Below are 25,181 nucleotides of genomic sequence, written 5' to 3'. Positions count from 1 at the left end.
TATCGGGCTGAGAAAGGTCAAAAAGGAGCTGCAAAATGAGCGGCAAGCCGCCATGTTAAGTTTTTTGCCGGAGAGGTGTCCTAAAAAAGCGTTGCCAAACAGTAACAAAGGCGCCGATCTTATTTGTTATAATTTTGTTGGAGACGGCTCATTTGTAGCGCGTTCCACGTCTTCTTTTCTGGAAGCTCGCGCTGACTGTAACAGTAACTGTGTGGTCCCCTGGACGGGGAGACTTTATGCTTATCGGTACATCATCTTAAATGGAGCCGTGCCACCAGCATAATCGTCAATCTTTCTCAGGCACAGGGAGGACCATCGTGGAGGCGGAAGATTAACCCCAAGCATAGCCTTCCGTTTGGCCGCGCTCCTTCCCGGAATATCGTAGCTGCCCTGACATTCGCCGTCTTTCTGTCCCTTACTCTTGCGAGCTGGGGGATCGTGAAAGATCTTCAGGAGCGCAATGCAAATACCCGCTTCGATACGCTCTTAGCCGAGGCCGCCTTTCAAATCAAGGTTCGTTTCCTGGGATACGAACAGGTGTTGAAAGGGGCTCATGGATACCTGCTTGCCTCCGGCTTTGTCTCCCGCGAGGGATGGCGGACATATATGAAGACCTTGCGCCTGGCCGATAGCTATCCCGGAATTCTGGGAGTGGGCTTTGCCGAACATCTTCTCCCCGCTGAACTTCCCGCACATATTGCCGCAATTCGCGCACAAGGGTTTCCCGATTATAACGTTTGGCCGGAAGAGCCGCTGCGGGACCAGTACACGACGATCATCTATCTGGAACCTTTTGCTGGGCGAAACTTGCGTGCATTTGGATACGACATGTATTCCGATCCCGTTCGGCGCATGGCGATGTCGCGAGCCCGGGATTCCGGAGAAGCTGCTCTCACGGGGAAGGTAAAGCTTGTTCAGGAAACCAGCGAGGATGTGCAGGCAGGGGTCCTTATGTATATCCCGTATTATGGACGTGAAAAGTTGCCTCAAACGCTTGAGGAAAGACAGTCTTCCCTTATTGGCTATGTCTATGCGCCATTCAGGATGGATGATTTCATACGAACCATTCTTCAATCCGAGCTTCAGTCTGTTGACCTGAAAATCTTTGATGGCAACGCAATAACCGAGAATTCCCTGCTTTTCGATAGCACTAAAAACGAGACAGAGCAGATTTTCCCGCAATTCAGGGGAACGCGCGTCATATCTGCTTATGGTCAAACCTGGACTATCGAGGCCTCGTCACGTCCTCCATTTGAAGAGGCTGTCAGTAGTAACGAAGCCGTTCTTGTATTGCTTAGCGGAATTCTGGTGAGTATTTTGAGTGCGGTAGTTTCTTTTGTCCTTTCGGTAAACAAGGAAAAGGCCGTGGCTTTGGGACAAGTCAATAACAAGTTGCTATCCGCTATCGAGGAACAACGGGCAGCAACTCTCGAACTTTCAAACTCGAAGCTTCGGATCGAAAGGATAATGGAGAGCATTACCGATGCTTTCTTTGCGCTTGACCGCGAGTGGCGTTTTACATTATTGAATAAAGAAGCGGAAAACCTGTTGCGGCGAACCCGGGGCGACCTTCTGGGCAGGGAAATCTGGACAGAGTTTCCGGAAGCGGTCGGTAGCGCCTTTGACCGCGAATACCACAGAGCACTCGCCGAGAACTGTACGGTCAGCTTCGAAGACTTCTATGTTCCCCTGGGGACATGGTTTGAAGTCCATGCGTATCCTTCGGAAGAAGGTCTCGCTGTTTATTTTCGTAACATCAACGAGCGGAAACAGGCTGAAGTGGCGCGTCGGGAAGCCGATGCACGAATCCGCCAGCAGGCTTCGCTGCTTGATCACGCAACGGACGCGATTATTGTCCGTGGGCTCGATCATCGTATCCAGTTCTGGAACAAGGGCGCGCAACGTCTTTACGGATGGGCCTCGGAAGAGGTGGTCGGCAACTCCATCGACAACGTGTTATACGATGACCCCGAAGTGTTTTACGAGGTGGCCCGCTTGGCGTTGCACGCCGGAGAATGGCGCGGCGAAATTACGCAACGACGCAAAGGGGGCGGCATATTGACGGCTGAAGGCCATTGGACCCTAGTTCGCAACGATGCGGGCCAGCCCCAGTCGGTTCTCGAAATCAACACCGACATCACCCAACGCAAGGTGGCCGAGAGCGAGATACAGTATCTTGCCTTCTACGATTCGTTGACACGGCTGCCTAACAGGCAGCTCCTGCTGGACCGCCTCAAGCAAGTTCTCGCGGTTAGCGCCCGCAGCCGGCAAACGGGCGCGCTGTTATTCATTGACCTGGACAATTTTAAATTACTCAATGACACCCTCGGCCATGACATCGGCGACCTGTTGTTACAGCAGATCGCCCCGCGTCTTGTTTCATGCGTTCGTGAGCACGATACCGTAGCGCGTATCGGCGGCGATGAGTTTGTGGTCATCCTGGCGCCTGATTTCAGCGAATATCCGAAGGAAGCTGTTGCTCGAATCAGTGCTGTTTGCGAGCGGATTCTTGCCGCTTTCAGCCAGCCTTTCAATTTGGGCGCCTATCAGCAGCACACTACTCCAAGCATCGGTGTCACCTTGTTTGGTAATCGGTCCACCACCGTGGATGAACTTCTGAAACAGGCGGATCTCGCGATGTATGAGGCCAAGGCATCCGGCCGAAACGCCATCTGCTTCTTTGATCCTGCCATGCAGGCGGTGATGAACGCGCGCGTTGTCCTGGAGTCGGATCTGCATAAAAGCTGGGAGAGGAATGAGTTCGTTCTCCACTACCAGCCTCAGGTGAGCAGCCATGGCGTGACGGGTGCCGAGGCGCTGCTGCGTTGGCAACATCCCCGTCGTGGCCTCCTATCTCCAGGCGAGTTTATTCCTCAAGCCGAGGAAACCGGGCTGATCCTCCCCATTGGCTTGTGGGTTCTGCAAACCGCATGTGCTCAACTTGCAGCCTGGTCCCGGCGCCCGGAGACAGCAGGACTTGATCTGGCCGTGAATGTCAGTCCCCGCCAGTTTCGGCATCCGGAGTTCATCGAGCAGGTACGCTCGGCGCTCCATCAGACCGGCGCTAATCCGCAAAAACTAAAGCTTGAGCTTACGGAGGGTCTTCTAGTGCGCAATATGGATGAAACAATTGCCAAAATGACTGCACTGAAAGCTGAGGGAGTGGGATTTGCACTGGATGACTTCGGCACCGGCTATTCCTCGCTCTACTACTTGAAGCGGCTCCCGCTGGACTGGATTAAAATCGATCAGTCATTCATCAAGGACGTGCTGATCAGACCTCATGACGCGATTATTGTCCGCACCATCGTGGCCCTGGCCCAGAATATGGGGCTGGCAGTGATCGCCGAGGGGGTGGAAACGCAGGCGCAGCGGGATTTTCTCGCGCAGAATGGCTGCGGCGCCTATCAAGGGTACCTGTATAGCCAGCCGCTGGCGCTTGACCGATTCGAGGAGTTCATGCGGGAAAAGCATGACTCTGGAGGATGCTTCCGAACCGAACCTTGAATTTAGCGGGACAAGCGCGGTCCACCTACAACTCCGGGAGCGCTTGGGAAGCATCCGTATCCTTTGCCACCATGATGCGATTGCGCCCGGCTCTTTTCGCTTCATACATTGCCGCATCCGCACGCTCAAGCAATGCTTCCTTGCGTTCGCCTTCCTTTAGCATTGCCAGGCCGAGACTGATCGTTACCTCGATGGTAAATTCCTTCAAATGCAACGGCGTCTCCATGACACCCTTGCGTATGCGCTCCGCGATAACCTTTGCCAATTCCAGTTCGGTGTTCGTCATGATAATAACGAATTCCTCCCCGCCGAACCTGCCTGCCTTGTCAAAATCGCGCACCGCCGCCCGGATCCGCTCGGCCACATGCCGCAGTACAAAGTCGCCAATCACATGTCCATATGTGTCATTGATCTTCTTGAAGAAATCAAGATCGATCATGATCAGGCACAAGGGGTTTCCGCCATCTTGCCGCCGGTCATTGTGGGCGGCATTGATCTGGTGCTCGAGGGTTTCCATGAGACTGGCATAATTCATCATGCCGGTGAGCTGATCGGTCGAGGCTTCACGGTGCAACTGGGATGTTTCTTTGCGCAGCCCATCCAACGCCTTCTGCAACTCATCAATTTCCGGCAGGCGATAACCCTCCGCAGCCAGATAGAGCTCGAGGGAGGTGAGTTTCAAAATGCAGTCGACGAGGGGCTGGACAGTCGCGGCATCCTCGGCAAGCTTAATGGATGATAGGCTATTTACCATGGTTTGCTGCGTCAGGCAGTGTTGTAATTGCAAGATGCTCAAAGGGATTTTTCCCCGGGCGAAAGCAGCGGCAGTTTCCAGTCGCTCACTAAAGTACTCCGGAGTATCGAAGCCCTGGCCATAGCACTGCAAGCGGCGAACCCATGCTTGCTTGAAGGATTCGATGCCAATATTCCGCTCCATCAGCGAGAAGCCCCGGTTGCGCGCAAGGGCGGCAAAACAGGACTTCACCATCGCATCCGCTTTCCCATTGATGACTTCGGCCCTTATGCGCTCCGCAAGTTTGCCATGTTCCGCATTCAGCCCTAATACCGAAATTGCCTCCTGGATTCGCGCTTTGTCAAACCTGCGTGCCGCACGGGGGGATGTGCTTTTAGCGCTCATTATTTTCCAGGGAGTTTTCCATGATGATATTGTTGAGAAGAACGTTCGATAAGTACAGCTATTTTTGCCATCACCCTTGGCGACTCAGGAAGCCGCGATGGTTCTTGAGGCACTCAGTCGGGATGACAGGATCAGGCAGGTTGCAGCGGGAAGAATTATGCACTACTCTTAGTATTGTCGAGCTCCAATCAGCAGCATATAACAGTCGCTCGGCGCCTTATCCCACGTAAAGCGTAACCCGCGTATCGAGACGGAGTATTCATGAATCTTGGCCGCCACGTAATGATGGCATCTGTAATTGTCTCCTCCGCCTTAATGGGATGCGCATCGCCCAAATCATATTTAGGCGCTTCCTTTCCCAAGGTTACCTTTGAAGATGTGCAAAAGAGAGACGCGCCGCTTCATCTGCGGCTTGCTGTCGAGTTTCAGCGCAATGGCCAACACTTCTCCAAGGGCGACATCCCGTTGCGGGATTATGCTACCCGAATATTCAGGGAATCCGGCGTCATTTCCCCGATTGACATGCTCTCGCCGGGTGACGAGAAGGAAGAAGGCACCGTCAAGGTGGTATTGAACAACATCGCCGACAGCGGAACCGTCGCCGCGGAAACGGCCCGTACTGGATTCCCGTTATGGATGGTCGGGAAAACCATTACCGATGCCTACGAAATGTCGATGAGTATCACCACGCGGGGAAAGACAATCAGCCGAAGCGGCATAAAACACGCATTTCACACCGCTATCGGCAACATCGACATACCCGATCACCTGCAGCCCTTTCCCTCGGATGAGGCTTTCGGAAGAATGCTTCGGCAAATGATTGTCAAGGCGTTGATAGACATGCAAAAGAGCGGGGAGCTGTGATGGGCGGTTTGGACAGTCCCGTCATTTTTATTCGGAAGCAGGTGGAGCAATAAATCAGATTTGAAAAATATGTTGCGGGGCTGAAGGGGAAGTCGTGGATCGGATTATTTTCGGATTTTGTACCCTGTTTTCAGCATTCGCAATGTCCACCACGATACTGCCAGGAAACATGCCATCAGAGTCCCAAGGCTGAGGTAGGGTGAAACATCCGAGGCGCGAAAGAAGCCGTAGCGAAACCCGTCTACCATGTAGAAAAACGGATTCAGATATGATAATCCTTGCCAAAGTGGAGGCAGCGAGGGGATCGTATAGAAAACCCCCGATAAAAACGTCAGTGGCAGGACGATAAAGTTTTGCAACGCAGCAAGCTGCTCAAATTTTTCCGCCCAGATTCCCGCAATGATGCCTAAGGCGGCCAGCAACGCGGTGCCCATCAAGGCAAATGCGAATATCCATGCGAACGAGTACAGGGGAATTTCAAAAAACCCTAGCGTCACCACGTAGATACCCAGTCCTACCACGAGACCGCGAACTACCGATGCCAGTACATAAGCAGTGAATATTTGCTGGTAAGAAAGCGGCGATAACAGCATGAAGATGTGATTGCCCGAGACCGTCGATTGAATCAGGCTTGATGAGGAGTTAGCGAAAGCGTTCTGCAACATGGCCATTATCACCAGTCCCGGAATCAGAAAAACTGTGTAGGTTACACCGGGATATGCCTGCACCCGTTCTTCCAGTGCGTGAGAAAAAATCAATAGATAGAGCAAGGTAGACAGCATGGGTGCAAATACGGTCTGGAACCCGACTTTCCAGAATCTTAGCAGTTCCTTGTAGAGCAGCGTAAGAAATCCATTCATACCGATGCAGGTTCCAGACTCTCTGTATCGTGCATGATCTTTACGAACACTTCTTCCAGATCAGGTTGCAATATCTGGAGTTCCAGGATTTGGGTCTGGGTTGCGCGTAATGCTGTCATCACATTTTCAAGCTGGGAGTATTTCTCGATTGCCAGAACGTAGTAGCCCTGGTCGTGGCCGATTATCAGTAGCTGTAACGCCGCCGGCAGCGTATCGGGAGATAACCGCACTCGTATCCGGTGTCCGGAAATGTTGCTGATGAGATTTCTGACGCTATCAAGCACAACGATACTGCCATTTTTGAGCATTGCCACGCGGTTGCATAAAGCCTCTGCTTCTTCCAGATAATGCGTAGTGAGCACAATGGTATGACCGCTGCGGTTTAACTGCTTGATGAAGCGCCACAGGGCCTGGCGCAATTCCACATCTACGCCTGCGGTGGGTTCATCCAAAACGATTACCGGGGGTTTGTGGACCAATGCCTGCGCTACCAGTACGCGCCGCTTCATCCCGCCGGACAACAAACGCATGTTGGTATCGGCTTTATCGGCAAGGTCGAGATGGTGGATTATCTCGTCTATCCAGCTGTTATTCTTCTTTATCCCGTAATAGCCGGATTGGAACACAAGCGTTTCCCGAACGGTAAAAAACGGATCAAATACCAACTCCTGCGGCACCACGCCTAACATGCGGCGTGCTTCACGGTATTGGGCAACGACATCATGCCCCTTTACCCTGACACTCCCGCTGCTGGCAAGGGTAAGACCCGCGATAATATTGATCAGCGTCGTCTTTCCCGCTCCATTGGGGCCAAGCAATGCGAAGAATTCGCCGGTATGGATTTCGAGATCAATGCCCTTCAAGGCATGCAATGTGCCGAACCGCTTGTGCACCTGCCTGACTTCGATTGCCGGAGTCATGAAGAAAGCTCTGTTTCAAACGGAGGAATGACAAATTCGTATCGCTCGGCGATATGGCTTTTGATCGCATCCACCATCATTTTCGCAGAGTTGAAACCGGTCTGGTCGGCGATCTTCTGCATGCAGGCAGGGCTGGTAACATTTATTTCGGTGAGATAATCACCGATCACGTCCAGCCCCACCAGCATCAGACCTGCATCGTATAGCGCGGGACCAAGCGCTTGAGCGATTTCGCGCTCACGCAGGGTGAGCGGCTGCGCCACAGGTATCCCGCCCGCGTTAAGATTGTCGCGTGTCTCGCCTCGCTTGGAAATGCGGGCAAGTGAGTAAGTCACATGTGTCCCGGCGATCAGCACGATGTGTTTATCGCCTTGAGCAATATCGGGAATGTACCGCTCGCTGGCTGAATCATGGGTCGTGCGCATGCGATAGCGCGGGAGGGTCTCCAGGATCACACCGATGCTGTAATGTTTGCATGAGCGCACGGAATTCATCGAGCGGCAGTTTCGACCATGGAGACAGGCAAGTTTTGGGATTGAATGATGCTGCCTAAGGCGTCTTGCGAGAAATAGTTGCTAAGGTATTGATCGAAAGGGACCTCAGCCGTGGCCTCGAGCTGTTTCTGTTGCGCCAGCGATGCCTTGACCTGGAGATCAAAATTCCTCTTTACCGCCGCGTCCAATGCGGCATTCTGGAAATAACGAGTGTATTCACGGGACTTCTGCAATACCAGTTCGGTAATGGACATCTTTTGCGCGCGCATGGCCGACAGCACCCTTGCTGAAGCCGTCAACTCGGGATGGCGAATTGTTTCGATCTGCTGGTGCAATGCGCGGGTGTAGGGAATATCGGTATTGCCGTTATCCAGGATCTCACAGATCTCCCGCATCTGCTCACACAGCGTCAGGGCCCACTGCCGCAGCGGGACTTCATGCCCGTTGTCCAGCAGCTTCAGTCTCGGATCCCTGCCGCGATTGGCCACCGACAATGCGTTATTGCTGGTCTCGTCATGCTGCTTCAAGTCATGCCCCGCATTGGTCTGGAATAGACAGAAAAGGCTGAGCACTTCAAGAAAGCGCGTGGTTTCGATCGCAATGCCGGCAGGTTCAAACACATCAACATCCACGGTTCGTATTTCAATATATTGGATCCCCCGGCTTCCCAGTGCCTGCAGCGGCCTCTCGGCGGGCCTCGTGGGCTGTTTTGGCCGCACCGAAGTGTAATATTCGTTCTCTATCTGCAGGAAATGAGTATTCAACTGCTGGTACTGGTCGCCTACCTTTGCCCCGATCCTTTCATATCCGAGATAAGGTATCGTTGTTGCGCTGCCCAAATCCCGTATATATTCTTCAATACTGTTAAAGGAAATATGAACCATCGATTGAACGGGATTCAAATAGCCTATCTCGCTCATCCTCAAAGAGGTGGCAAAGGGCTTGTAGTAGGAATGCTCATCAAAATTCTGCAAAGTATCGGAATAAACAGAGTTGCGGCTATCGATGAAGCTTTTGCCCACTGCCGGGGATGAGCCGAATAAATACAGGATAAGCCAGCCATAACGCTGCAGATTTCTGATCATTCCCATATAAGCGCCGGTGGTGAACGATTGCAGATCACCCGTATGTTTCACGAACTGTTGGTATTCGGGCCAGAATTGTTCAGGAAGCGAGTAGTTGAAATGGATTCCGGCGATGACCTGCATGCAGCGGCCGTAGCGATAGCTTAAACCCTGCCGGTAGATGTGCTTCATCCTCCCGAGATTGGATAAACCATATTCGGCGATGGGAATTGCCGGGTCGCGCAAATCGCCGACAGGCATACTGGCCGCCAGCAATAATTCGTCATTGATATTTGCGCAGACATATTTATGGAGGTCCATCAAGGAATGCAGCACTTCCGTTCCATCCGATAATGCTGGCGTGATCAACTCAAGTAAGGCTTCAGAATAATCAGTTGTGATATTCGGATGAGTCAACGCGGCTCCAAGCTGAACCGGATGAGGTGACAATGATATTGATCCATCCCGGTTAATTCGGAGGCTTTCTTTTTCGATGCCTTTCAAGCCATGAATTAATAACGGCTGAAGAGATTTGTTGATGGGTGTTGCGTGCTCGCTACAAGATAATTGACTTGACATTTATCCTCCGATATTGCTTGCAATAAGCAAGTGGTATGAGTATAGACCTGGAGACGGACAGGCGTGTAGTCTGCAAAATCAGTTATCAGAGTCCTATTTTTGAAACTATGAGGGGCGCAGTGGCAGAGATGGATTCTTTGCGCAAGTTCCGATAGCGCTCTTAGTTAGCCTAGTCCTCATGCAGCATCTCGAAACGCTGTGCGAGGAAATCAATTAACGCCCGCACAGATGGCAGAAGACCGCGCCGGGACGGAAACACCGCATGAATGATTTCGCGCCGCGGTGCCCAGTCCGGCATCAGCCTAAGCAATGAACCAGCCGCAAGTTGATCTCGTGCCATGACCTCCGGCAGTTGCACTACACCGACACCGGCCACAGCGGAATCTCTTAGCGCGATCATGTCCGTCGTCACAAAGCGCGGCGTATGATGAAGTGTTGCATGTGCGTCATCTGGCCCATGCAGCACCCAGGTATGGATTTGTTGCAGGTTTCCCAGGCCCAGGCTAGGCCAGTTGCTCAAAGCAGTCGGTGCAGCAGGAAAACCGAGCCGCTGGACAAGGGCAGGGCTGGCTACCAAACATTGGCCTCGATCAGCCAAAACACGCATAACCAGGTTACTGTCCTGCAAGGGCGGTGGTCGCACACGAAGGGCGACGTCGACCGACTCGCTGACCAGATCGACACGCCGGTTGGTCGCCTCCATCTGCACTGTGACGTGCGGATAGCGCACCATGAAATCGGCCAGCATCACTCCCACATAAGCATTCACCAGCGGTATGGGGCATGTCATCCGGATTACACCCCGCGGTTCGGCTGTTAGCGTGTCTATTGCTTCCTGGGCCCCCTCAGCTTCCACCAGCATCGCCTTGCAATGCATGTAATAAGTCTCGCCGGCATCGGTAACTGCAAAGTGACGTGTCGAGCGCTGGATCAAGCGCACACCCAAACGCTCTTCCAGCTTGGCGATGCGGCGGCTAAGCTTCGATTTCGGCATGCCGAGGACCCGGCCTGCCGGAGCAAAGCCGCCATGATCCACGGCCTGGACGTAGTAGTAGAGGTCATTCAGGTCTTGCATAGGGGCTACCCATCGTTTCAAAAATAGAACTCTGATAACTGATTTAGCAGACTACACGCCTGTTCGTCTCCAGGTCTATACTCTGACCACTTGCTTATTGCAAGCATAATACCTGGTAATTGCGTTAGCAAGAAGTTCCCCTACAGGAAGAAGTGGTAGTCAGTTAACTAAAAGGAGTACCGAAATGGCAACAAAACATCGAAGGCTGCGGAGCTATCCGCAAGCAGGTGTTCGTGCTTCCAGCATGGCGTCATTGCACGAATCAAAGATGTACAAGTTTGGCGTGCTTGGTCTTCTGGGAATAGCAGTACTCTGGAGTGGGTTTCAAATCTTTGCCTGACGAAGCATTTTGCAAGGGTGAATGATGTAACGACTTATCCCCATTTTGATATTTATGGAGACCAAGTTCAATCCACCCAAACAGTAGCGGGTAATTAATCTAAAGGAGTATTGAAATATGGCAACAACACTAAATACGGCGAGCCCGGCGAAGTCGGAAGGTCGGGACTACGACATGTCCCTGTGGTACGACTCGAAGTGGTACAAATTTGGGCTGATCACGATGCTGGCGGTGGCGATATTCTGGATCTGGTATCAACGCACCTTTGCCTATTCGCACGGCATGGACTCAATGGAACCTGAATTCGAGAAAGTCTGGATGGGGCTGTGGCGGGTGCACATGACGGTGATGCCGCTGTTTGCCCTGATCACCTGGGGCTGGATCTGGAAGACCCGGGACACGAAGGAGCAGTTGGACAAGCTTGATCCCAAGCTTGAGATCAAGCGCTACTTCTATTTTATGATGTGGCTGGGCGTCTATCTGTTCGGTGTTTACTGGGGCGGCAGCTTCTTTACCGAGCAGGATGCCTCCTGGCACCAGGTCATTATTCGTGACACGAGCTTCACCCCTAGTCACGTGGTGGTGTTCTATGGCTCCTTCCCGATGTACATCGTCTGCGGCGTGGCCACCTATCTGTATGCCATGACGCGTCTGCCGCTGTACGCTCGGGGCACCTCGTTCCCGCTGGTCATGGCCATTGCCGGTCCGCTCATGATCCTGCCGAACGTAGGCTTGAACGAATGGGGCCATGCTTTCTGGTTCATGGAAGAGCTCTTCAGCGCACCGCTGCACTGGGGCTTTGTGGTACTGGGCTGGTCAGGCCTGTTTGCCGGCGGTGTTGTGGCACAGATCGTCACCCGCTACTCCAACCTGACCGACGTCGTCTGGAATGGCCAGAGCAGAACCATTCTCAACAACCGGATCGTACCGTAATGGCTAGCTGAGGAATCCGAGCAGTGGCCTGAAGCCTAAATCGCCCCGCTCCCGCATTACAGAGGACGGGGCGATTTGCAATAAGTCATGGTAAAACAGCACGCAGAGGATAACGAAGATCAGTTGAACCATACATCAAGGAGCAATCAAATGATCAAGCAAGTGATACGGTCCACTATTATTGTCGTTGCAGCGCTTTACTGTGGCGCGGCTGGGGCGCATGGTAAGGTGTCGATGGAGGAAGACGCATGCACTCGCCGGCTTGATGATGAAAGCATGGTGCATTTGAGCGCCTACCAGCCTCAACATGAACCCAGCGGCCAATACTGCACGGATATACCCAGGGAAGGGAATACTTTATTGGTAATAGACCTTGCGGATCAGGCGTTGCGCGACATTCCCGTAGGGATACGCGTAGTACGGGGAACCAGCGAGGTTGATGATGAGACGGTGGCGTACCTGCGTCCGAGTTATCATCCCGATGGGGTAATGAGGGGAGAGACCAGCCTGGATAAGGGGTTATATACGGTATTTATTACTGGCGAGGCGGTCCCTCCGGTACATTATGAGTATTCGTTGCGCGTACAGATGATCAACTATGCGAATATTTTTCGTGCTGCGATAGGTCCGTTGGTTGTACTGCTGCTGCTTAGCCTGCTTGGTTACAAACTAATGAAGTCCGAGCGGGTACAGGTTTGGCGGGCTTCCACGCGCCGGGCTTCCAGGCGCCGGGGATAATGCGGCATCGAGAACACCCGAAACGTAGGAAGGGTGCTTCTTTACTTTATTACACTCATGGACCTACATTCATTGCAGAATGCAAGTATAATCTTTGGTTGCAAAAAGCAAGTCAATCTGCAGGCCAGCGCGAAGTTATGACGAAATCAAACCAGATCAGCCGTTCCTCCTGTCCAGTCAGTTGCGCTCTGGACATATTGGGCGACAAATGGACGCTGCTTGTCGTTCGTGATCTCATTTTCTTTCGTAAGCGATACTTCGGGGATTTTCAAAATTCCCCGGAAAAAATCGCTACCAATACCCTTTCTGATCGCCTGAAAAAACTGGAGGAATGCCACCTCCTTTTGCGACGCCGCGATCCGGCTAATGCGCGCAAGATTATTTATATGCCTACTGAAAAATGCGTGGATCTGGCGCCTCCAATCATGGAGCTGGTACGTTGGGGTGCAAAATATGTTCCTGAAAGTAATGTACACGAGAATCTGGTTCAACGATTTGAGCAGGACCCGGTGGAATTCATGGGGGAAATACGATTATCTCTACGTAAAGAGAATGAAGCGAATAAAGAATAGCGGGATTGGATGATGCAAAAGGAAATCAAGGCTGTGAGAGAGATGAAAGTTAATTTTTAACTGAACTTTACTGAAATGCTCTTGGCACTATTACCAGGGCACATCAGTACCATGCCTCTAATATTGCACCTACTTAACAATTAAACTGCAATGCAAAAGGAATTCTCCATGTACGATCAATCAAATGTCGAGCGCACGCTGTACGGATTCTGGCTCTCACCTTATATGAGCCAGGTCGCGCACTTCCTCTCGGAAACCGGTCTACCTTATCGTTATGAACGCGTGTCTCCGTTTCAGGGGAGCACGCTCACGCCAGAGCACATAGAACGAAATCCTCTTGGGAAAATTCCCACTCTCACGGATGTCAATGGCGTTGATATTTCAGAAAGTCACGCAATCTGTCGTTATCTCGCGAGAATCTATCCGGAAGCACGAAAGTTTTATCCGATTGATGATCCGATGCGCTGTGCAGAGGTCGATGCCAAGAATGACTTCATCACTTTCTCCATAGCGGGTCCATTCTTCAACTGGTTTGTTGTCAGCGCATATTTTCCAAAAGCATGGAAACTCAAAATTGAAAAAGAAGCCCATATCTATAATCTTTGTTCTGTCTTGCTAAGCAAAATGTGGCTGCCCCGGCTGGTGAATGGCTCGAGAATGGAGCCGTTCCTGCTTGGCAAAGAGCCTTTTCTGCCGGATTTCCAGTTGTTCTACACGCTCGAGCTTAGCCAAATGTTTTCCGAACTGTTCGAAATACCCGAGATGCATCTGTTTCGAGACGATCCGGCGTTACAGACGTTTTACGATGCCATGTGCGAGCGCCCTTCTACCCGTAAAATACTGGCGGCTAAGGAATTGGAACTCGATGTTACGAAGAAGGAACTCTACGGTGGGTTTGGTGCTGCCTATCTTGACAAACATATCGACAGGCGAATCCTTGGAGGGATATTCGGGCGTGAAGTCTGATCCATACATAGGGAGCCTTAACCGGGTTTTACGTTTAAACCCCTACATCTACTCCGAATATCCGCCACCCAGCCTCTGCTCTTCCCGTGAGTAATAGCGCACGTCGCCCAGCGGCACGACTACCAGTCCGCCTTCGGTGACGTGATATTTCGCCCGGTCGCTGGCATGATCGAAACCGATTTTTGCTCCGGGGGGAACTACATTATGCCGGTCAATGACCACATGGCGCAACCTCGCGCCGCGTCCGATGCGCACATAATCCATGATGATGCAGTCCTCGATTTGCGCCCCGGGCTCGACCACCACTTCCCGCCGCAGGATCGAATTGCGTATTGTCGCATTGTTCACGATAGCTGCGGCGCCCAGCACGACATTATCAAGTTTTCCCTGCTTGACCCAGGCGGTCGGTCCGTCGTAATGACTGGAAAAAATCGGCCACTGCGGGTTAAAAACATCGAAGTGCGGCTCCAGCCCGAGGACGTCCCGATGCGCCTCAAAATAGGTGTCCAGCGTTCCCACATCGCGCCAATAGCCCTTTTCCTCATACGGTTTTGTGCCGGGGACGATGTTGGTTGAAAAGTCGTAGGCAAACACCCGGTGGGACCTGGACAGGCGGGGAATGACGTCGTGGCCGAAATCAGTCTCGCCCTGCTTGTGCGCTTCCTCCAGCGCCACCCTCAGCAGGTCCGCGTTGAATAGATAATTGCCCATGGAGGCATACGCGCGCCGTGGATCGTTAGGCATGGATTTGGCCTGCCTGGGCTTCTCCTGGAAACCGCTAATTCGTCTCGACTCGTCGGTTTCGATAATGCCAAAGTTTGAAGCCTGTTCCAGCGGCACGGGAAGCGCGGCCACGCTGATATCCGCATCGTTCTCGCGATGAAAACGCACCATCTGCCGCACGTCCATGCGGTAGATATGGTCCGCGCCGAATACCGCCACCAAGTCCGGCCGATGCATGTCCATCAGATTCAGGCTCTGATACACGGCATCCGACGTCCCGCCGAAAAGTGTACGTTCCTTTGTCATCTGCGGTGGCACCACGGTCACGAACTGGTCCGAGAACAGCGCGGAAACGGTCCACGCCTTGCGGATATGCTCAATGAGAGATTGCGGCTTGTATTGCACCAGGAGGTAAATCGAACGAATGTCGGAGTTCACCAGGTTGGTGAGAACAAAATCCACGATACGGTATCGGCTGCCGAATGGCACCGCCGGTTTGCAACGGTCGGTTGTCAATGGCCGCAAGCGCGAACCCTCTCCACCCGCCATCACAAAAGCCATGACTTTCCCCCGGCCCCTTCTTTCCAGCATATCGGTTTCCATTTGTATCCTTTCAATTACATCCAGCTTTATTTATAGCCCATGATGTTGCATTTTTCCCAGGAGTGCCTTAGCGGCGCTGCATATGCTAAGATTCAACAACACATGGCAGCAGCAAGAACTTACAACGAACAGGCCAAATCCCGTCGCCAACCCATGTCCATTGCTCCCATCCTTCATCCAGCCCACGCGACTCATACGGCTCATGCGTATGAAGGGCGCTGGATAAGGCTGTGTGATCGGTGCCTCCAATGAAAATCTGGCCGGGCAGCCCCTATCCGCTCGGTGCCACCTATGACGGGGCGGGAACCAATTTTTCGCTGTTTTCGGAAGTGGCTGAGCGCGTCGAACTGTGCCTGTTCGATGAACAAGGCGGCGAAACCCGGGCTGATCTGCCCGAAGTCACCGGCTACTGCTGGCACGGTTATTTTCCCGGCATCGAGCCGGGGCAGCGCTATGGCTTTCGCGTGCATGGGCCGTGGGCGCCCGAAGAGGGCCACCGCTGCAATCCGGCCAAACTCCTGCTCGATCCCTATGCCAAGGGGATCGACGGCGATATTCGCTGGGATGAAGCGGTATTCCCTTACCAGTTCAGCGCGGGTCCCAGTGAGCGCAATGATGGAGACAGCGCCCCCTTCATGCCCAAGTGCATCGTCCCGCAGCCGTTCTTCGACTGGGGTGGGGACCGTCTGCTGCAGCGGCCCTGGCATGAAACAGTCATTTACGAACTGCATGTCAAAGGTTTTACGGCACGGCATCCGGATATACCGGAAGAACTGCGGGGTACCTACGCAGGCCTCGGGCATTCCGCTGCGATCGGGTATCTGAAACAGCTTGGCGTCACCGCTGTCGAGTTGATGCCGGTGCACTATTTCGTGCAGGACAAACACCTTGTCGAGAAGGGGCTGCGCAACTACTGGGGCTACAACTCCATTTCCTACTTTGCGCCGCAAGGCGGCTATGCGGCCGACAAACGTCCGGGTGCCGCCGCCGCGGAGTTCAAGCAGATGGTCAAGGCGATGCACCAGGCGGGCATCGAAGTCATCCTCGATGTGGTCTATAACCATACCGCCGAGGGCAACCAGCTGGGGCCTGTGCTGTGTTTCAAGGGCATCGACAACGCGGCTTACTATCAGCTGATGGCGGATGACCGCCGCCACTACATGGACTACAGCGGCACCGGCAACTGCCTCAATATGCGCCAGCCCCATGTGCTGCAACTGATCATGGATTCGCTGCGTTACTGGGTAATGGAAATGCACGTGGACGGTTTTCGTTTCGATCTGGCCGCCGCCCTGGCGCGCGAATTGCACGAAGTACAGATGCTCTCCGCCTTTTTCAATATCATCCAGCAGGATCCCGTCATCAGCCAGGTCAAGCTGATTGCGGAACCCTGGGACCTGGGGGAAGGCGGTTACCAGGTCGGCAATTTCCCGTCCGGCTGGTCCGAGTGGAACGGCAGGTATCGCGACTGCCTGCGCGACTTCTGGCGCGGCCAGGAAGAGACCCTGAGCGAATTTGCGCACCGCTTTACCGGGAGCCCGGATCTCTACGCCGGCAACTCGCGCAGTCCTTTCGCCAGCATCGACTTCGTCTGCGCCCACGACGGCTTTACGCTACGCGACCTGGTGTCTTACAACGACAAGCACAACCTGGCAAACGGCGAAGACAACCGCGACGGCAGCAATGACAACCGTTCCTGGAACTGCGGCGCCGAGGGAGATACCGACGATGCCGGCATACTGGCCCTCCGCGCGCGGCAGCAGCGCAATTTTCTGGTCACGCTGCTGTTGTCGCAGGGTGTGCCCATGCTGCTCGCGGGCGACGAATTCAGCCGCACCCAGCGCGGCAACAACAATGCCTATTGCCAGGACAATGAAATTTCCTGGATCGATTGGGCCAACATGGACCGGGATTTAGGCGAATTCACCAATCGCCTCATTGCCTTTCGTCATGCCCATCCGGCCTTCCGCCACCGCGGCTGGTTCCAGGGCCAGGCAATTCATGGCGCGGACTGCAAGGACATTGCCTGGTTCAATCATACGGGCAGTGAACAGGCGAATGGAGATGAGCCTTGGGGCGGATGGCTTACCAAAAGCCTGGCAATCTTCATCAATGGCGAAACCTTTCCCAACCCCAATGTCCGCGGTGAACCGGTGACGGACAACAGCTTTTACCTGATCTTCAATGCTCATCATGAAGCGGTGGATTTCATGCTGCCTGAGGAACGCTGGGGCCGATGCTGGCTAATGGTGCTCGACACCACCCGAGGTTGGGTCGACGATGCCGCACCGCTCCAGGCGGGCGCCAGCCTGAAAATGGAGCCGCGGTCGACAGTGCTGCTGCAGCGTCAAGCCTGATGCTGCAGCAGCGGCCTCTTGCGCCCGGCGGCGCTCATCGTTTATCGATCCACGCGCGGGCCGCTATATCGGCAGCCTCATGCGCCTTTTTTTGATCGTGTAAAGGTTCGACGAAGCTTTCATAAACGACTACACCCTTATCGTCGAGAATCCTGTAACGGCCGTTCCAGAGACCCGTGCTGTCGTCGCACTCCGATCCGGAAACAATACTGTATCCTTTGTAGTCAACGTTCATCTTGCCTCCCAAGTAAGTATGTAATAATCATAGTTAAGCCGTCGTCAAATATCCATGTTTATTTGGGATAATGGATATCCGGTCCCGGTTTTCCCGCTGCATCGCCGCCAGGGATGAATTTATGCCCGGTCGGCAGATTTATGTGCCAGTCGCCCCCCATATTGCCTGAATGGGATCAAATGGCGCTGGCATGCAAGGATTGCAGATAACGCGCAGGTTTTTGCGATAATGCGTCATATCCCTGCCTGATGCGCCCGCAGCAGCGCATAGGGAAACGTCTCGAACAGCCGCGCCAGCGCGAATCCATGGGCTTCACGTGGCGCCGGCGGGTCAAGGACCTCGCCGGTCAGCGTGTTGGTCCACTGCCCGTGCATACGCTCCGGCGGCAGTTCGAGCCAGGTATCGCCCCACGCGAGCTGGCCGGACGGAGCCTGGCCGTCTTCTCCCATGAGCCCGCCAAGCAGGCGCGGCACGACAACCAATACGGTCTCGTCTCCGTGATGCCGGGCGAAGGCGCACACGTGCTGCGCACGTTCACCGTGTGCTTTCAGCGGCAGGTAGTCGCCGTCACGGAAGAGTTGCTCGCACTCGCGCCGGAGTGTGAGTGTCTTCCAGGTCAGATAGAGCTTGATCCGGCCATCCGGCAGGTCCTCGATCAGGCGCCGCGCGCAAACCGCCGCGCCCTCACTGGCATCCATGGCCCTGATCTTTTCCAGGGCCGCATGCCGTGCCGAATAATCCACCGCCCGCCGGTTGTCCGGGTCCACCAGGCTGAAGTCCCATACCTCGTTGCCCTGGTAGATATCCGGCACTCCCGGTGACGTGAGTTTGAGCAGCAATTGCGACAGGCTGCTGAAAGCGCCCACACGCGCAATCCGCTCCTGGAATGGCAAAAAATCACGCAGAAACAGGTTGGCAGGCTCGGGGGAGAGCAGTGCGCGTACGAAACCTTGTGTCCCGTCCTCGTATTCAGTATTCGGATTGATCCACGAGCTATGCACCTTCGCCTCACGCCCGGCCTTCAGCATGTAGACGCCTACGCGCTCGCAAAGTTTGGCCAGGCCCGCCGCATCCGGCGGCTCGAAGGGCCATACCCCCAGCAGCGTCTGGTATAGCAGATACTCGTCGTTGCGGCTCGGCGCATGCTCTGTATCCATCTTGCGGCGCTTGCTGTGGTTGAGCTTGCTCCAGCGCGATAGCGCCTGGTTCCACTGGTCCGGCATCTCGGAGAGCGCGTTGATGCGCGCACGCACATCCTCCGACCGCTTGTTGTCGTGGGTCGAAGTGGCCAGCATCGCGTGCGGCCAGCGGCGCGCGCGCTCCTGATTTTCCCGGTGGAATGCCGCGAGCGATACGCCGAAGCGATACGGCTCGCCTCCGACTTCGTTCAGGGACACCAGGCGGTTGTACTGGTAGAAGGTTGTATCCTCCATTGCCTTGGCCATCACCGGGCTGCTGTACTGCTGAAACTTCATGGCGAAGGCGCACACCGCGTTCCGGTATGCCTCGCTCTTCCCCCGAGTCTGTCGCGCCAGCAGGACATCGCGCACAAAATCGAAAATGCTGGTATCCGCGGCCTGGCTGCGCTTTTTTGCCACCCCCACTGCCCAATCGACATAACGAATGTCTTCTGCCGACGTCTCGCAATCGGCAGCATAGGTGCGGTAAACCGGAAAGCTCGCCACAATTTCGGCTAGCGCGCTGCGCTGGCTGTTGAAGGTGAAGTCGCAGGTGCGGCGGTCGCCTTTCGCAATGCGCGCCAACTGGGTGGCCAGCACCTGGAGTTCACCCGCCAGCGAGGTTTCCATGATCAGGTGCTTGTTCGCGCGTACGACCTCGTCCGGGTTGGGGCGCGCCCGGATGAAACCTTGATAGATGCGGGTGAAATGGTCAGCGGCCCCGCCATCGACAAACAGGCCGCTGCACACCGCCAGGAAGTTGTAACCCGTGGTTCCATGGATCGGCCATGATTCCGGAAGATGTTCATGGGAAGCAAGAATCTTTTCCACCACCACATACAGCGGTTTGCGGTCTGCCTCCGCCAGCCCGGCGGAAAGTTCCGCCGCCATTGCCTGCAAGCGCTCGAAGTATTCCTTCGGTGCGTATAAACCATCCGGATGATCGATGCGCAGCCCATTCACCTGGCCGCGCGCCAGCAACTCGCGCACCAGCCGGTGTGTGTTTTCGAACACCTCGGGGTTGTCCATGCGCAGCGCCGCGAGATCATTGATGTCGAAGAAGCGGCGATAGTTGATCTCGTCCGCTGCCGCGCGCCAGAAAGCCAGGCGGTATGCCTGGGCCTCGAGCAGTTCGTGCAGCGGATCAAAATTTGCCGTGTCCGGCGCCGTGCCATTGAACGCCGCCACATTCTCCTGGACGAATTGGGCAATATCGGCGCTGCTCATGAAGAGCGAGGCCAGGTGATGCTTGTGCATTTCCTTGTCGCGCGCGCGTTCCGCAACCGCCTCGGCCGATATGCCGTCGCGTGATGGCAGGTGGCTAAAGGCGGTGATGAGGGATTGCAGCTCCAGAAACTCCGGATGCTCTTCGCCCAGCCGTATCCGCAGGCGCTCCAGGCCGTGGCCAAGGATGCGGGGATACTCTCGCGGGTCCACCGGGAAACGGTGCTCGTAATAGAACACGCTGAATGCCCCCTGGGCGGGGTCGAACGCGAGCTTGAGTTCGCCGTTCTCCAGGATTGTGCCGTAGTGGTCGCCGAGTACCGGCAGCAGCACACGGCCCGGCAAGTACTCCGCGATCAGGTACCAGTCGATGTCGAAGTAGCTGGCAAATCGTGATGCCGGGCCGTTTTCCAGCACGTCCAGCCACCAGCCGTTATCGGCGCCGGTGATGCTCATGTGATTGGGCACCATGTCCATGATCTGGCCCATACCCCGGCGTTTTAATGCGGCAACGAACTGTTCGAAGTCCTCGGCGCCGGCGATCTCCGGATTGAGGCTGCTGTGATCGGTGATGTCATAACCGTGGCGGCTGCCGGGGCGCGCCTTGAGCAGCGGCGACAGGTAACAGTGGCTGATCCCCAATTCGTCCAGATACGGAATCAACTCCGTCGCCTGCCCCAGATTGAAGTCGCGATTCAATTGCAGCCGGTAGGTTGCCCGGGGGATCCACAGCTTCACGCCCTCGGTGACCATGCCCCCGGCGGATTCCGGCGTACGCAACACCGGCCGTTCCTGGCGCAGCGCAAGCAATATTCCCTGCAAATAGGCACTGCCGCGCCACTCTTCCAGATTGAGCGGCAACTTGAGCCGCCAGCAAGGGTAGGCCGGCTCCACCGTGCCCGGCAGATTCGGCTGCTCGCGCACCCCGAAACCGTCTTCCATCTGTACCAGCAGCAGCTTGGACGGTGCCCGCGCCAGGTATGTGTACACTGCCGCCGCCAGTTCCGCCGTCATCTCGGGGAAACCGACCTGATGCAGGCCGCTGCCTGATGGCAACACACCTTCGCTCTCCAGCGCCACCAGCAGCTGCGCGCGGTCGGCGGCGCGTTCAACGATCTGCTGATTCCGTGCTTCGTCGTCAGGAAACAGATGGCGCTCGTGACGCAGGTCGATATCCAGGCCCTGCCAGAATCCGGCCAGTGTGGGTAGGTCATGGGTGGTTACCGCAGCCACCGCATTCGCCGGATACTCTTGCGGCGGCTTCAGCCGGCCGTCGTCGCGCCGCTCGAAATACAGCAGGCGCGTCGACATCACGTTCATCGGCTGCAAGGCTTGACGTACTTCATCGGGGACGGTGCCCAGATCCTCACCCACTACCAGGCAGCGATTGCGCTGGCTCTCCAGGGCGAGAATGCCCAGCAGATCCTCGAACGGATACAGCACATAGGCGCCTTCCGCGGCGGGCAGGCTGCGCGCGACCCAGAACAGGCGGCGCAGACCCATGATGTGGTCGACGCGCAGCGCCCCCGAATCGCGCATGTTGGCACGCAGCAGCTCAATGAAAGGCACATAAGCCGCGGCAGTGAGCTGATGGGGAATCCAGGGCGGCAGTCCCCAGTCCTGGCCGAGACGGTTGAACGCGTCGGGCGGCGCGCCAATATTAACGCCGAGTGCATAGAGTTCGCGCCGTGACCAGGTCGCGCCGCCGCCTTCCGCCACGCCGACCGCCAGGTCGAACATCAGGCCTACGCTGAGCCCCAGCTCCCGCGAACGCGTGCCGGCCGCGCCTAGTTGCCTGAAAGCGTGCCATTGCAGGTATTCGAAGTATTCCACCCGGTCCAGATGCGCCTCGCAAAATGCCCTCACCTCCGGCGCGTGCTGGTCGCGGTAGGCTTCCGGCCAAGCGGGCCAGCCCCACACCGCGTTGTCCTGTGTCCGGAAATACTCCTGCAACGCGTCGAACAGCGCCTGCTTGCGCAGGCCCTCGCCATGTTCGGCTTGAAAGGCGCGGAAATCCTGTGCCTGGGGGGTGTTATGGGGCAAGTGCCCGATGCGGAAATGCCGGTACAGGCACTCAAAGACTTTCGACTTCACCTCCGCGACACCGCGGTAATCCACCTGTTCCATGGCACGAAGCGCACGCAGTTGCGCCTGGAATTGCGGCGCAAGCACCAGTGCGCGCGCCTCCTCGCACTCGCCGGAATCGAGGAGCGCTTCCACGTCGAGGTAAAGCGTATTGAACCAGGCGCGGCTGGAGGGACTGTACGGGGTTACATGCTCCGGCGCGTCCGGAAACAGCGCATGAAGCGGATTGAGCAGCAGCGTGCTGGCGCCGGCTTCAGCGCAGAATTCGACCAGTTGGCGCAGGTCGCCGAAGTCTCCCATGCCATAGTTGCGTTCGGAGCGGATGCCGTAGAGTTGGGCCGCAAACCCCCACACGCGCTCCTGGATCGCCGGTGGCTCATAGCAGGCGAGGGGTGCGACGATGAACGACATGTCGCCATTGAGGCCGCGTCCACCATCCGCGCGTTCAATCGAAAAATGGTGATAGCCCGGTTCCACCGCGAGATCCAGCGCCAGCACCCGCCGCACGAATTCCCGGCCGTCGAGATGGCAGCGCTCCGCATCTTCCAGCGCGGCCGGAACGAATTCACCCCGGTCCTCGGCGCCCGATTCCCTGCGCAGACACCAGCGGTAGGCCAGTTTATCCTCGCTCAGGGGCAGAGCAATGGGGACGCGATACGGTCGCGCCGGTTCGCGCACGACCTGTACCGGCGGCATCGGCCGCTCCCATTTGCGGTGCTCGAAAGCGCGCAGGGATGCGTGGACCTCTTCTTCAGTGTTGGCGGCCACCCCCATGGCGGCAAGCAATGCGCGCTTCGCGGCTTCGGAAGTAGCATAGGCATTGCCCCAGTTATCACTGTACCGGGGCAACACGCCATGCAGGTCGCATAGTTGATCGAGCGGGTTGCTCATGGTTTTCCTTTCCGGGCTTCGAGCGTCCACACCACGGACCACGGATCGAGCATGCCTTTTGCCGCTTCCATAGATGAGACGAACACTGTCTCTCCCGCTGGCACGGCTGCGCAAACCACCTCACTCGAAAAATTTGCCAGCAGCCGCAACATCGAACCGTCGCCCAGCTGCCATTGCACGCGCAAGCCGCCCGGTGCAATCACCTCGAATTGCGCCGCACCTCCTCCCGTCCCGCGCAGGCGCGGCACGATCACTTCCTGCCGCTGCTTCAAAAGGTGCCGGTAATATGCCAGCCAGCCCGCCTGCGCCTCGTCCCCGAGAGAAGCCCAGTCGAGTTTTGAGTCAAGAAAAGTTTGCGCCGTATTCGGGTCCGGTATGGCTGCTTGCGTCGCAGGGTCGGCAAAGCGCGCAAACCTGGCAAATTCGCGCCGCCGTCCTTGCGTCACCGCTTCGCGCAGGTCACCGCTGAAGTCGCAGAAGAACTGAAAAGGCGATTTTGCGGCGAACTCCTCGCCCATGAACAGCATGGGAATGCCAGGGGCCAGCAGGTAGACGGCCGCTGCCGCGCGTACCGCAGGCTCTGGCGCGATGCGGGTAATGCGCTCGCCGAAAGCGCGATTGCCTACTTGGTCGTGACACTGCAGGAAGGACACGAAGGCTTGGGGCGGAAGATGCGCGCTCGCTTCGCCGCGCGCTGCGTGATCGCGGTAGGGGGATGCCTCTCCCTGGTAGGCGTATCCTTCGGCCATGCAGCGTCCGAGACGGCCAATCGGCATGTCAGCGTAGTCGACGTAGTACCCATCCGTTTCACCGGTAGCGAGGACATGCAGCGCATGGTGAAAGTCGTCATTCCACTGGGCGATATACTGCCCGTGGCCGTGGCCGAGATAGCGCGCCTCGTTGGCGTCGTTCTCCAGGATCAGGTGCACCTGCCGTTCGTGGTCGATGCCGGCATGCACGCGTGTCGCCAGCTCGGTGAGAAGGTGCGGCGCGGAGTCGTCGATGATCGCATGCACCGCGTCCAGCCGCAGGCCGTCGAAGTGGTACTCGCGCAGCCAATATTCCGCATTATGGATGAAGAATTCGCGCACGTCCCGGCTACCCGGCGCGTCGAAATTGAGTGCTGCGCCCCACGGGGTGTGGTGATGCTCCGTAAAGAATTTTTTCGCGTAAACGTGGAGATAATTTCCTTCCGGCCCGAAGTGATTGTAGACCACGTCCAGCAGCACCATCAGGCCCTTCGCATGGGCGGCCTGAATCAAGGACTTGAGATCGTCCGGGCGGCCGTAACGGCTATCCGGGGCGTAGGGTAGCACGCCGTCATAACCCCAGTTGCGCGCACCGGGAAAATCGGCCACCGGCATCAGCTCGATCGCCGTCACGCCGAGTTCCGCGAGGTAGTCGAGCCGTTCAATTACCCCCGCGAAGGTCCCTTCAGGCGAGAACGTCCCCACGTGCAATTCGTAGATCACGGCTTCTTCCCATGCGCGGCCATGCCATTCCGCGTCCTGCCACTTGAAGCCGGCCGGGTCGATCACTTCACTTGCGCCATGCACGTCGTCCGGATTGAAGCGCGAGGCCGGGTCCGGGACACGCAGGCCTTCGTTCACCTCGAAACGATAGCGCGTCCCCGCACCGGCGCGCGAAGTGATGAGCTCGAACCAGCCGCCGCCACATGCGTCCATTGGCAGTACCAGCTCGTGTTGGGGTTCTTGCCGGCCGATGCACAACGCCACTTGCTCGCAGTCCGGCGCCCAAAGGCGAAAGCGCACGCCCTGTGCCGTCAACTGCGCCCCGTAGGGCATATCATGCGATCGTGTAAGCAAGGTGCTCCT

At 56.0% G+C, this 25,181-nt stretch carries 17 protein-coding genes; 7 read left to right on the top strand and 10 right to left on the bottom strand.

What is annotated here, in order from left to right; all coding sequences use genetic code 11:
• Positions 1 to 438: 438 nt before the first annotated feature.
• Positions 439 to 3,507 (top strand): bifunctional diguanylate cyclase/phosphodiesterase, encoded by a 3,069-nt coding sequence (locus BLP45_RS05685; RefSeq protein WP_090370664.1) that lies wholly within the window; start codon positions 439 to 441, stop codon positions 3,505 to 3,507.
• A 25-nt stretch (positions 3,508 to 3,532) separates the two neighbouring features.
• Here the strand turns inward: BLP45_RS05685 and BLP45_RS05680 are convergent, their stop codons facing one another.
• Positions 3,533 to 4,645: a GGDEF domain-containing protein gene (locus BLP45_RS05680; protein ID WP_256327710.1), complete on the bottom strand. Its 1,113-nt coding sequence runs from the start codon at positions 4,643 to 4,645 to the stop codon at positions 3,533 to 3,535.
• Between the two features lie 261 nt (positions 4,646 to 4,906).
• Here BLP45_RS05680 and BLP45_RS05675 point away from each other — a divergent pair, with 261 nt between their 5' ends.
• Positions 4,907 to 5,509, top strand: coding sequence for a hypothetical protein (locus BLP45_RS05675; RefSeq protein WP_090370660.1), 603 nt, complete (start codon positions 4,907 to 4,909; stop codon positions 5,507 to 5,509).
• Positions 5,510 to 5,613: 104 nt separating this feature from the next.
• Here the strand turns inward: BLP45_RS05675 and BLP45_RS05670 are convergent, their stop codons facing one another.
• From BLP45_RS05670 to BLP45_RS05650, 5 genes are all read right to left on the bottom strand, one after another.
• A complete protein-coding gene (locus tag BLP45_RS05670) occupies positions 5,614 to 6,369 on the bottom strand; it encodes an ABC transporter permease (protein ID WP_090370658.1) in 756 nt (251 codons plus the stop codon).
• Positions 6,366 to 7,289, bottom strand: a complete 924-nt coding sequence (locus BLP45_RS05665; protein ID WP_090370656.1) for an ABC transporter ATP-binding protein — start codon at positions 7,287 to 7,289, stop codon at positions 6,366 to 6,368. The genes BLP45_RS05670 and BLP45_RS05665 overlap by 4 nt, the downstream gene beginning before the upstream one ends.
• On the bottom strand, positions 7,286 to 7,783 hold the full coding sequence (locus BLP45_RS05660) for an ATP-grasp domain-containing protein (protein ID WP_090370654.1): 498 nt from the start codon (positions 7,781 to 7,783) through the stop codon (positions 7,286 to 7,288). Before BLP45_RS05660 ends, BLP45_RS05665 begins: the two co-directional genes overlap by 4 nt.
• A complete protein-coding gene (gshA, locus tag BLP45_RS05655) occupies positions 7,780 to 9,426 on the bottom strand; it encodes a glutamate--cysteine ligase (protein WP_090370653.1) in 1,647 nt (548 codons plus the stop codon). The genes BLP45_RS05660 and gshA overlap by 4 nt, the downstream gene beginning before the upstream one ends.
• Before the next feature lie 169 nt (positions 9,427 to 9,595).
• Positions 9,596 to 10,501, bottom strand: a complete 906-nt coding sequence (locus BLP45_RS05650; RefSeq protein ID WP_090370652.1) for a LysR family transcriptional regulator — start codon at positions 10,499 to 10,501, stop codon at positions 9,596 to 9,598.
• A 457-nt stretch (positions 10,502 to 10,958) separates the two neighbouring features.
• Here BLP45_RS05650 and BLP45_RS05645 point away from each other — a divergent pair, with 457 nt between their 5' ends.
• From BLP45_RS05645 to BLP45_RS05630, 4 genes are all read left to right on the top strand, one after another.
• Complete coding sequence (locus tag BLP45_RS05645) at positions 10,959 to 11,774, top strand: methane monooxygenase/ammonia monooxygenase subunit C (protein WP_090370650.1); 816 nt, start codon at positions 10,959 to 10,961, stop codon at positions 11,772 to 11,774.
• Between the two features lie 150 nt (positions 11,775 to 11,924).
• The gene (locus tag BLP45_RS05640; protein ID WP_090370648.1) at positions 11,925 to 12,512 is read left to right on the top strand and encodes a hypothetical protein; all 588 of its coding nucleotides are present in this window, start codon (positions 11,925 to 11,927) and stop codon (positions 12,510 to 12,512) included.
• A complete protein-coding gene (locus BLP45_RS05635) occupies positions 12,512 to 13,084 on the top strand; it encodes a winged helix-turn-helix transcriptional regulator (RefSeq protein ID WP_256327709.1) in 573 nt (190 codons plus the stop codon). The genes BLP45_RS05640 and BLP45_RS05635 overlap by 1 nt, the downstream gene beginning before the upstream one ends.
• A gap of 150 nt (positions 13,085 to 13,234) precedes the next feature.
• Entirely contained in the window at positions 13,235 to 14,050 is an 816-nt protein-coding gene (locus tag BLP45_RS05630) for a glutathione S-transferase family protein (RefSeq protein ID WP_090370644.1), read from the top strand.
• A 48-nt stretch (positions 14,051 to 14,098) separates the two neighbouring features.
• On the opposite strand, the gene BLP45_RS05625 is transcribed toward BLP45_RS05630, so the two are convergent.
• Entirely contained in the window at positions 14,099 to 15,376 is a 1,278-nt protein-coding gene (locus BLP45_RS05625; protein ID WP_256327708.1) for a glucose-1-phosphate adenylyltransferase, read from the bottom strand.
• 248 nt (positions 15,377 to 15,624) lie between these two features.
• Between BLP45_RS05625 and glgX the strand changes: the two genes are divergently transcribed.
• Positions 15,625 to 17,733: a glycogen debranching protein GlgX gene (gene glgX / locus BLP45_RS05620; RefSeq protein WP_090370642.1), complete on the top strand. Its 2,109-nt coding sequence runs from the start codon at positions 15,625 to 15,627 to the stop codon at positions 17,731 to 17,733.
• Between the two features lie 34 nt (positions 17,734 to 17,767).
• On the opposite strand, the gene BLP45_RS05615 is transcribed toward glgX, so the two are convergent.
• The 3 genes from BLP45_RS05615 to treZ all read right to left on the bottom strand — a co-directional run bounded on the left by BLP45_RS05615 (position 17,768) and on the right by treZ (position 25,151).
• Complete coding sequence (locus BLP45_RS05615) at positions 17,768 to 17,968, bottom strand: hypothetical protein (RefSeq protein ID WP_090370640.1); 201 nt, start codon at positions 17,966 to 17,968, stop codon at positions 17,768 to 17,770.
• Positions 17,969 to 18,201: 233 nt separating this feature from the next.
• The gene (locus tag BLP45_RS05610) at positions 18,202 to 23,346 is read right to left on the bottom strand and encodes a malto-oligosyltrehalose synthase (protein WP_090370638.1); all 5,145 of its coding nucleotides are present in this window, start codon (positions 23,344 to 23,346) and stop codon (positions 18,202 to 18,204) included.
• Positions 23,343 to 25,151, bottom strand: coding sequence for a malto-oligosyltrehalose trehalohydrolase (gene treZ / locus BLP45_RS05605; protein ID WP_090370637.1), 1,809 nt, complete (start codon positions 25,149 to 25,151; stop codon positions 23,343 to 23,345). Before treZ ends, BLP45_RS05610 begins: the two co-directional genes overlap by 4 nt.
• Positions 25,152 to 25,181: the final 30 nt, after the last annotated feature.

The sequence above is a fragment of the Nitrosospira sp. Nl5 genome, from assembly GCF_900102495.1.
Taxonomy (GTDB): Bacteria; Pseudomonadota; Gammaproteobacteria; order Burkholderiales; family Nitrosomonadaceae; genus Nitrosospira.
The sequence above is the reverse complement of the archived record's forward strand: the minus strand, read 5'-3'. Positions and strand labels throughout refer to the sequence as shown.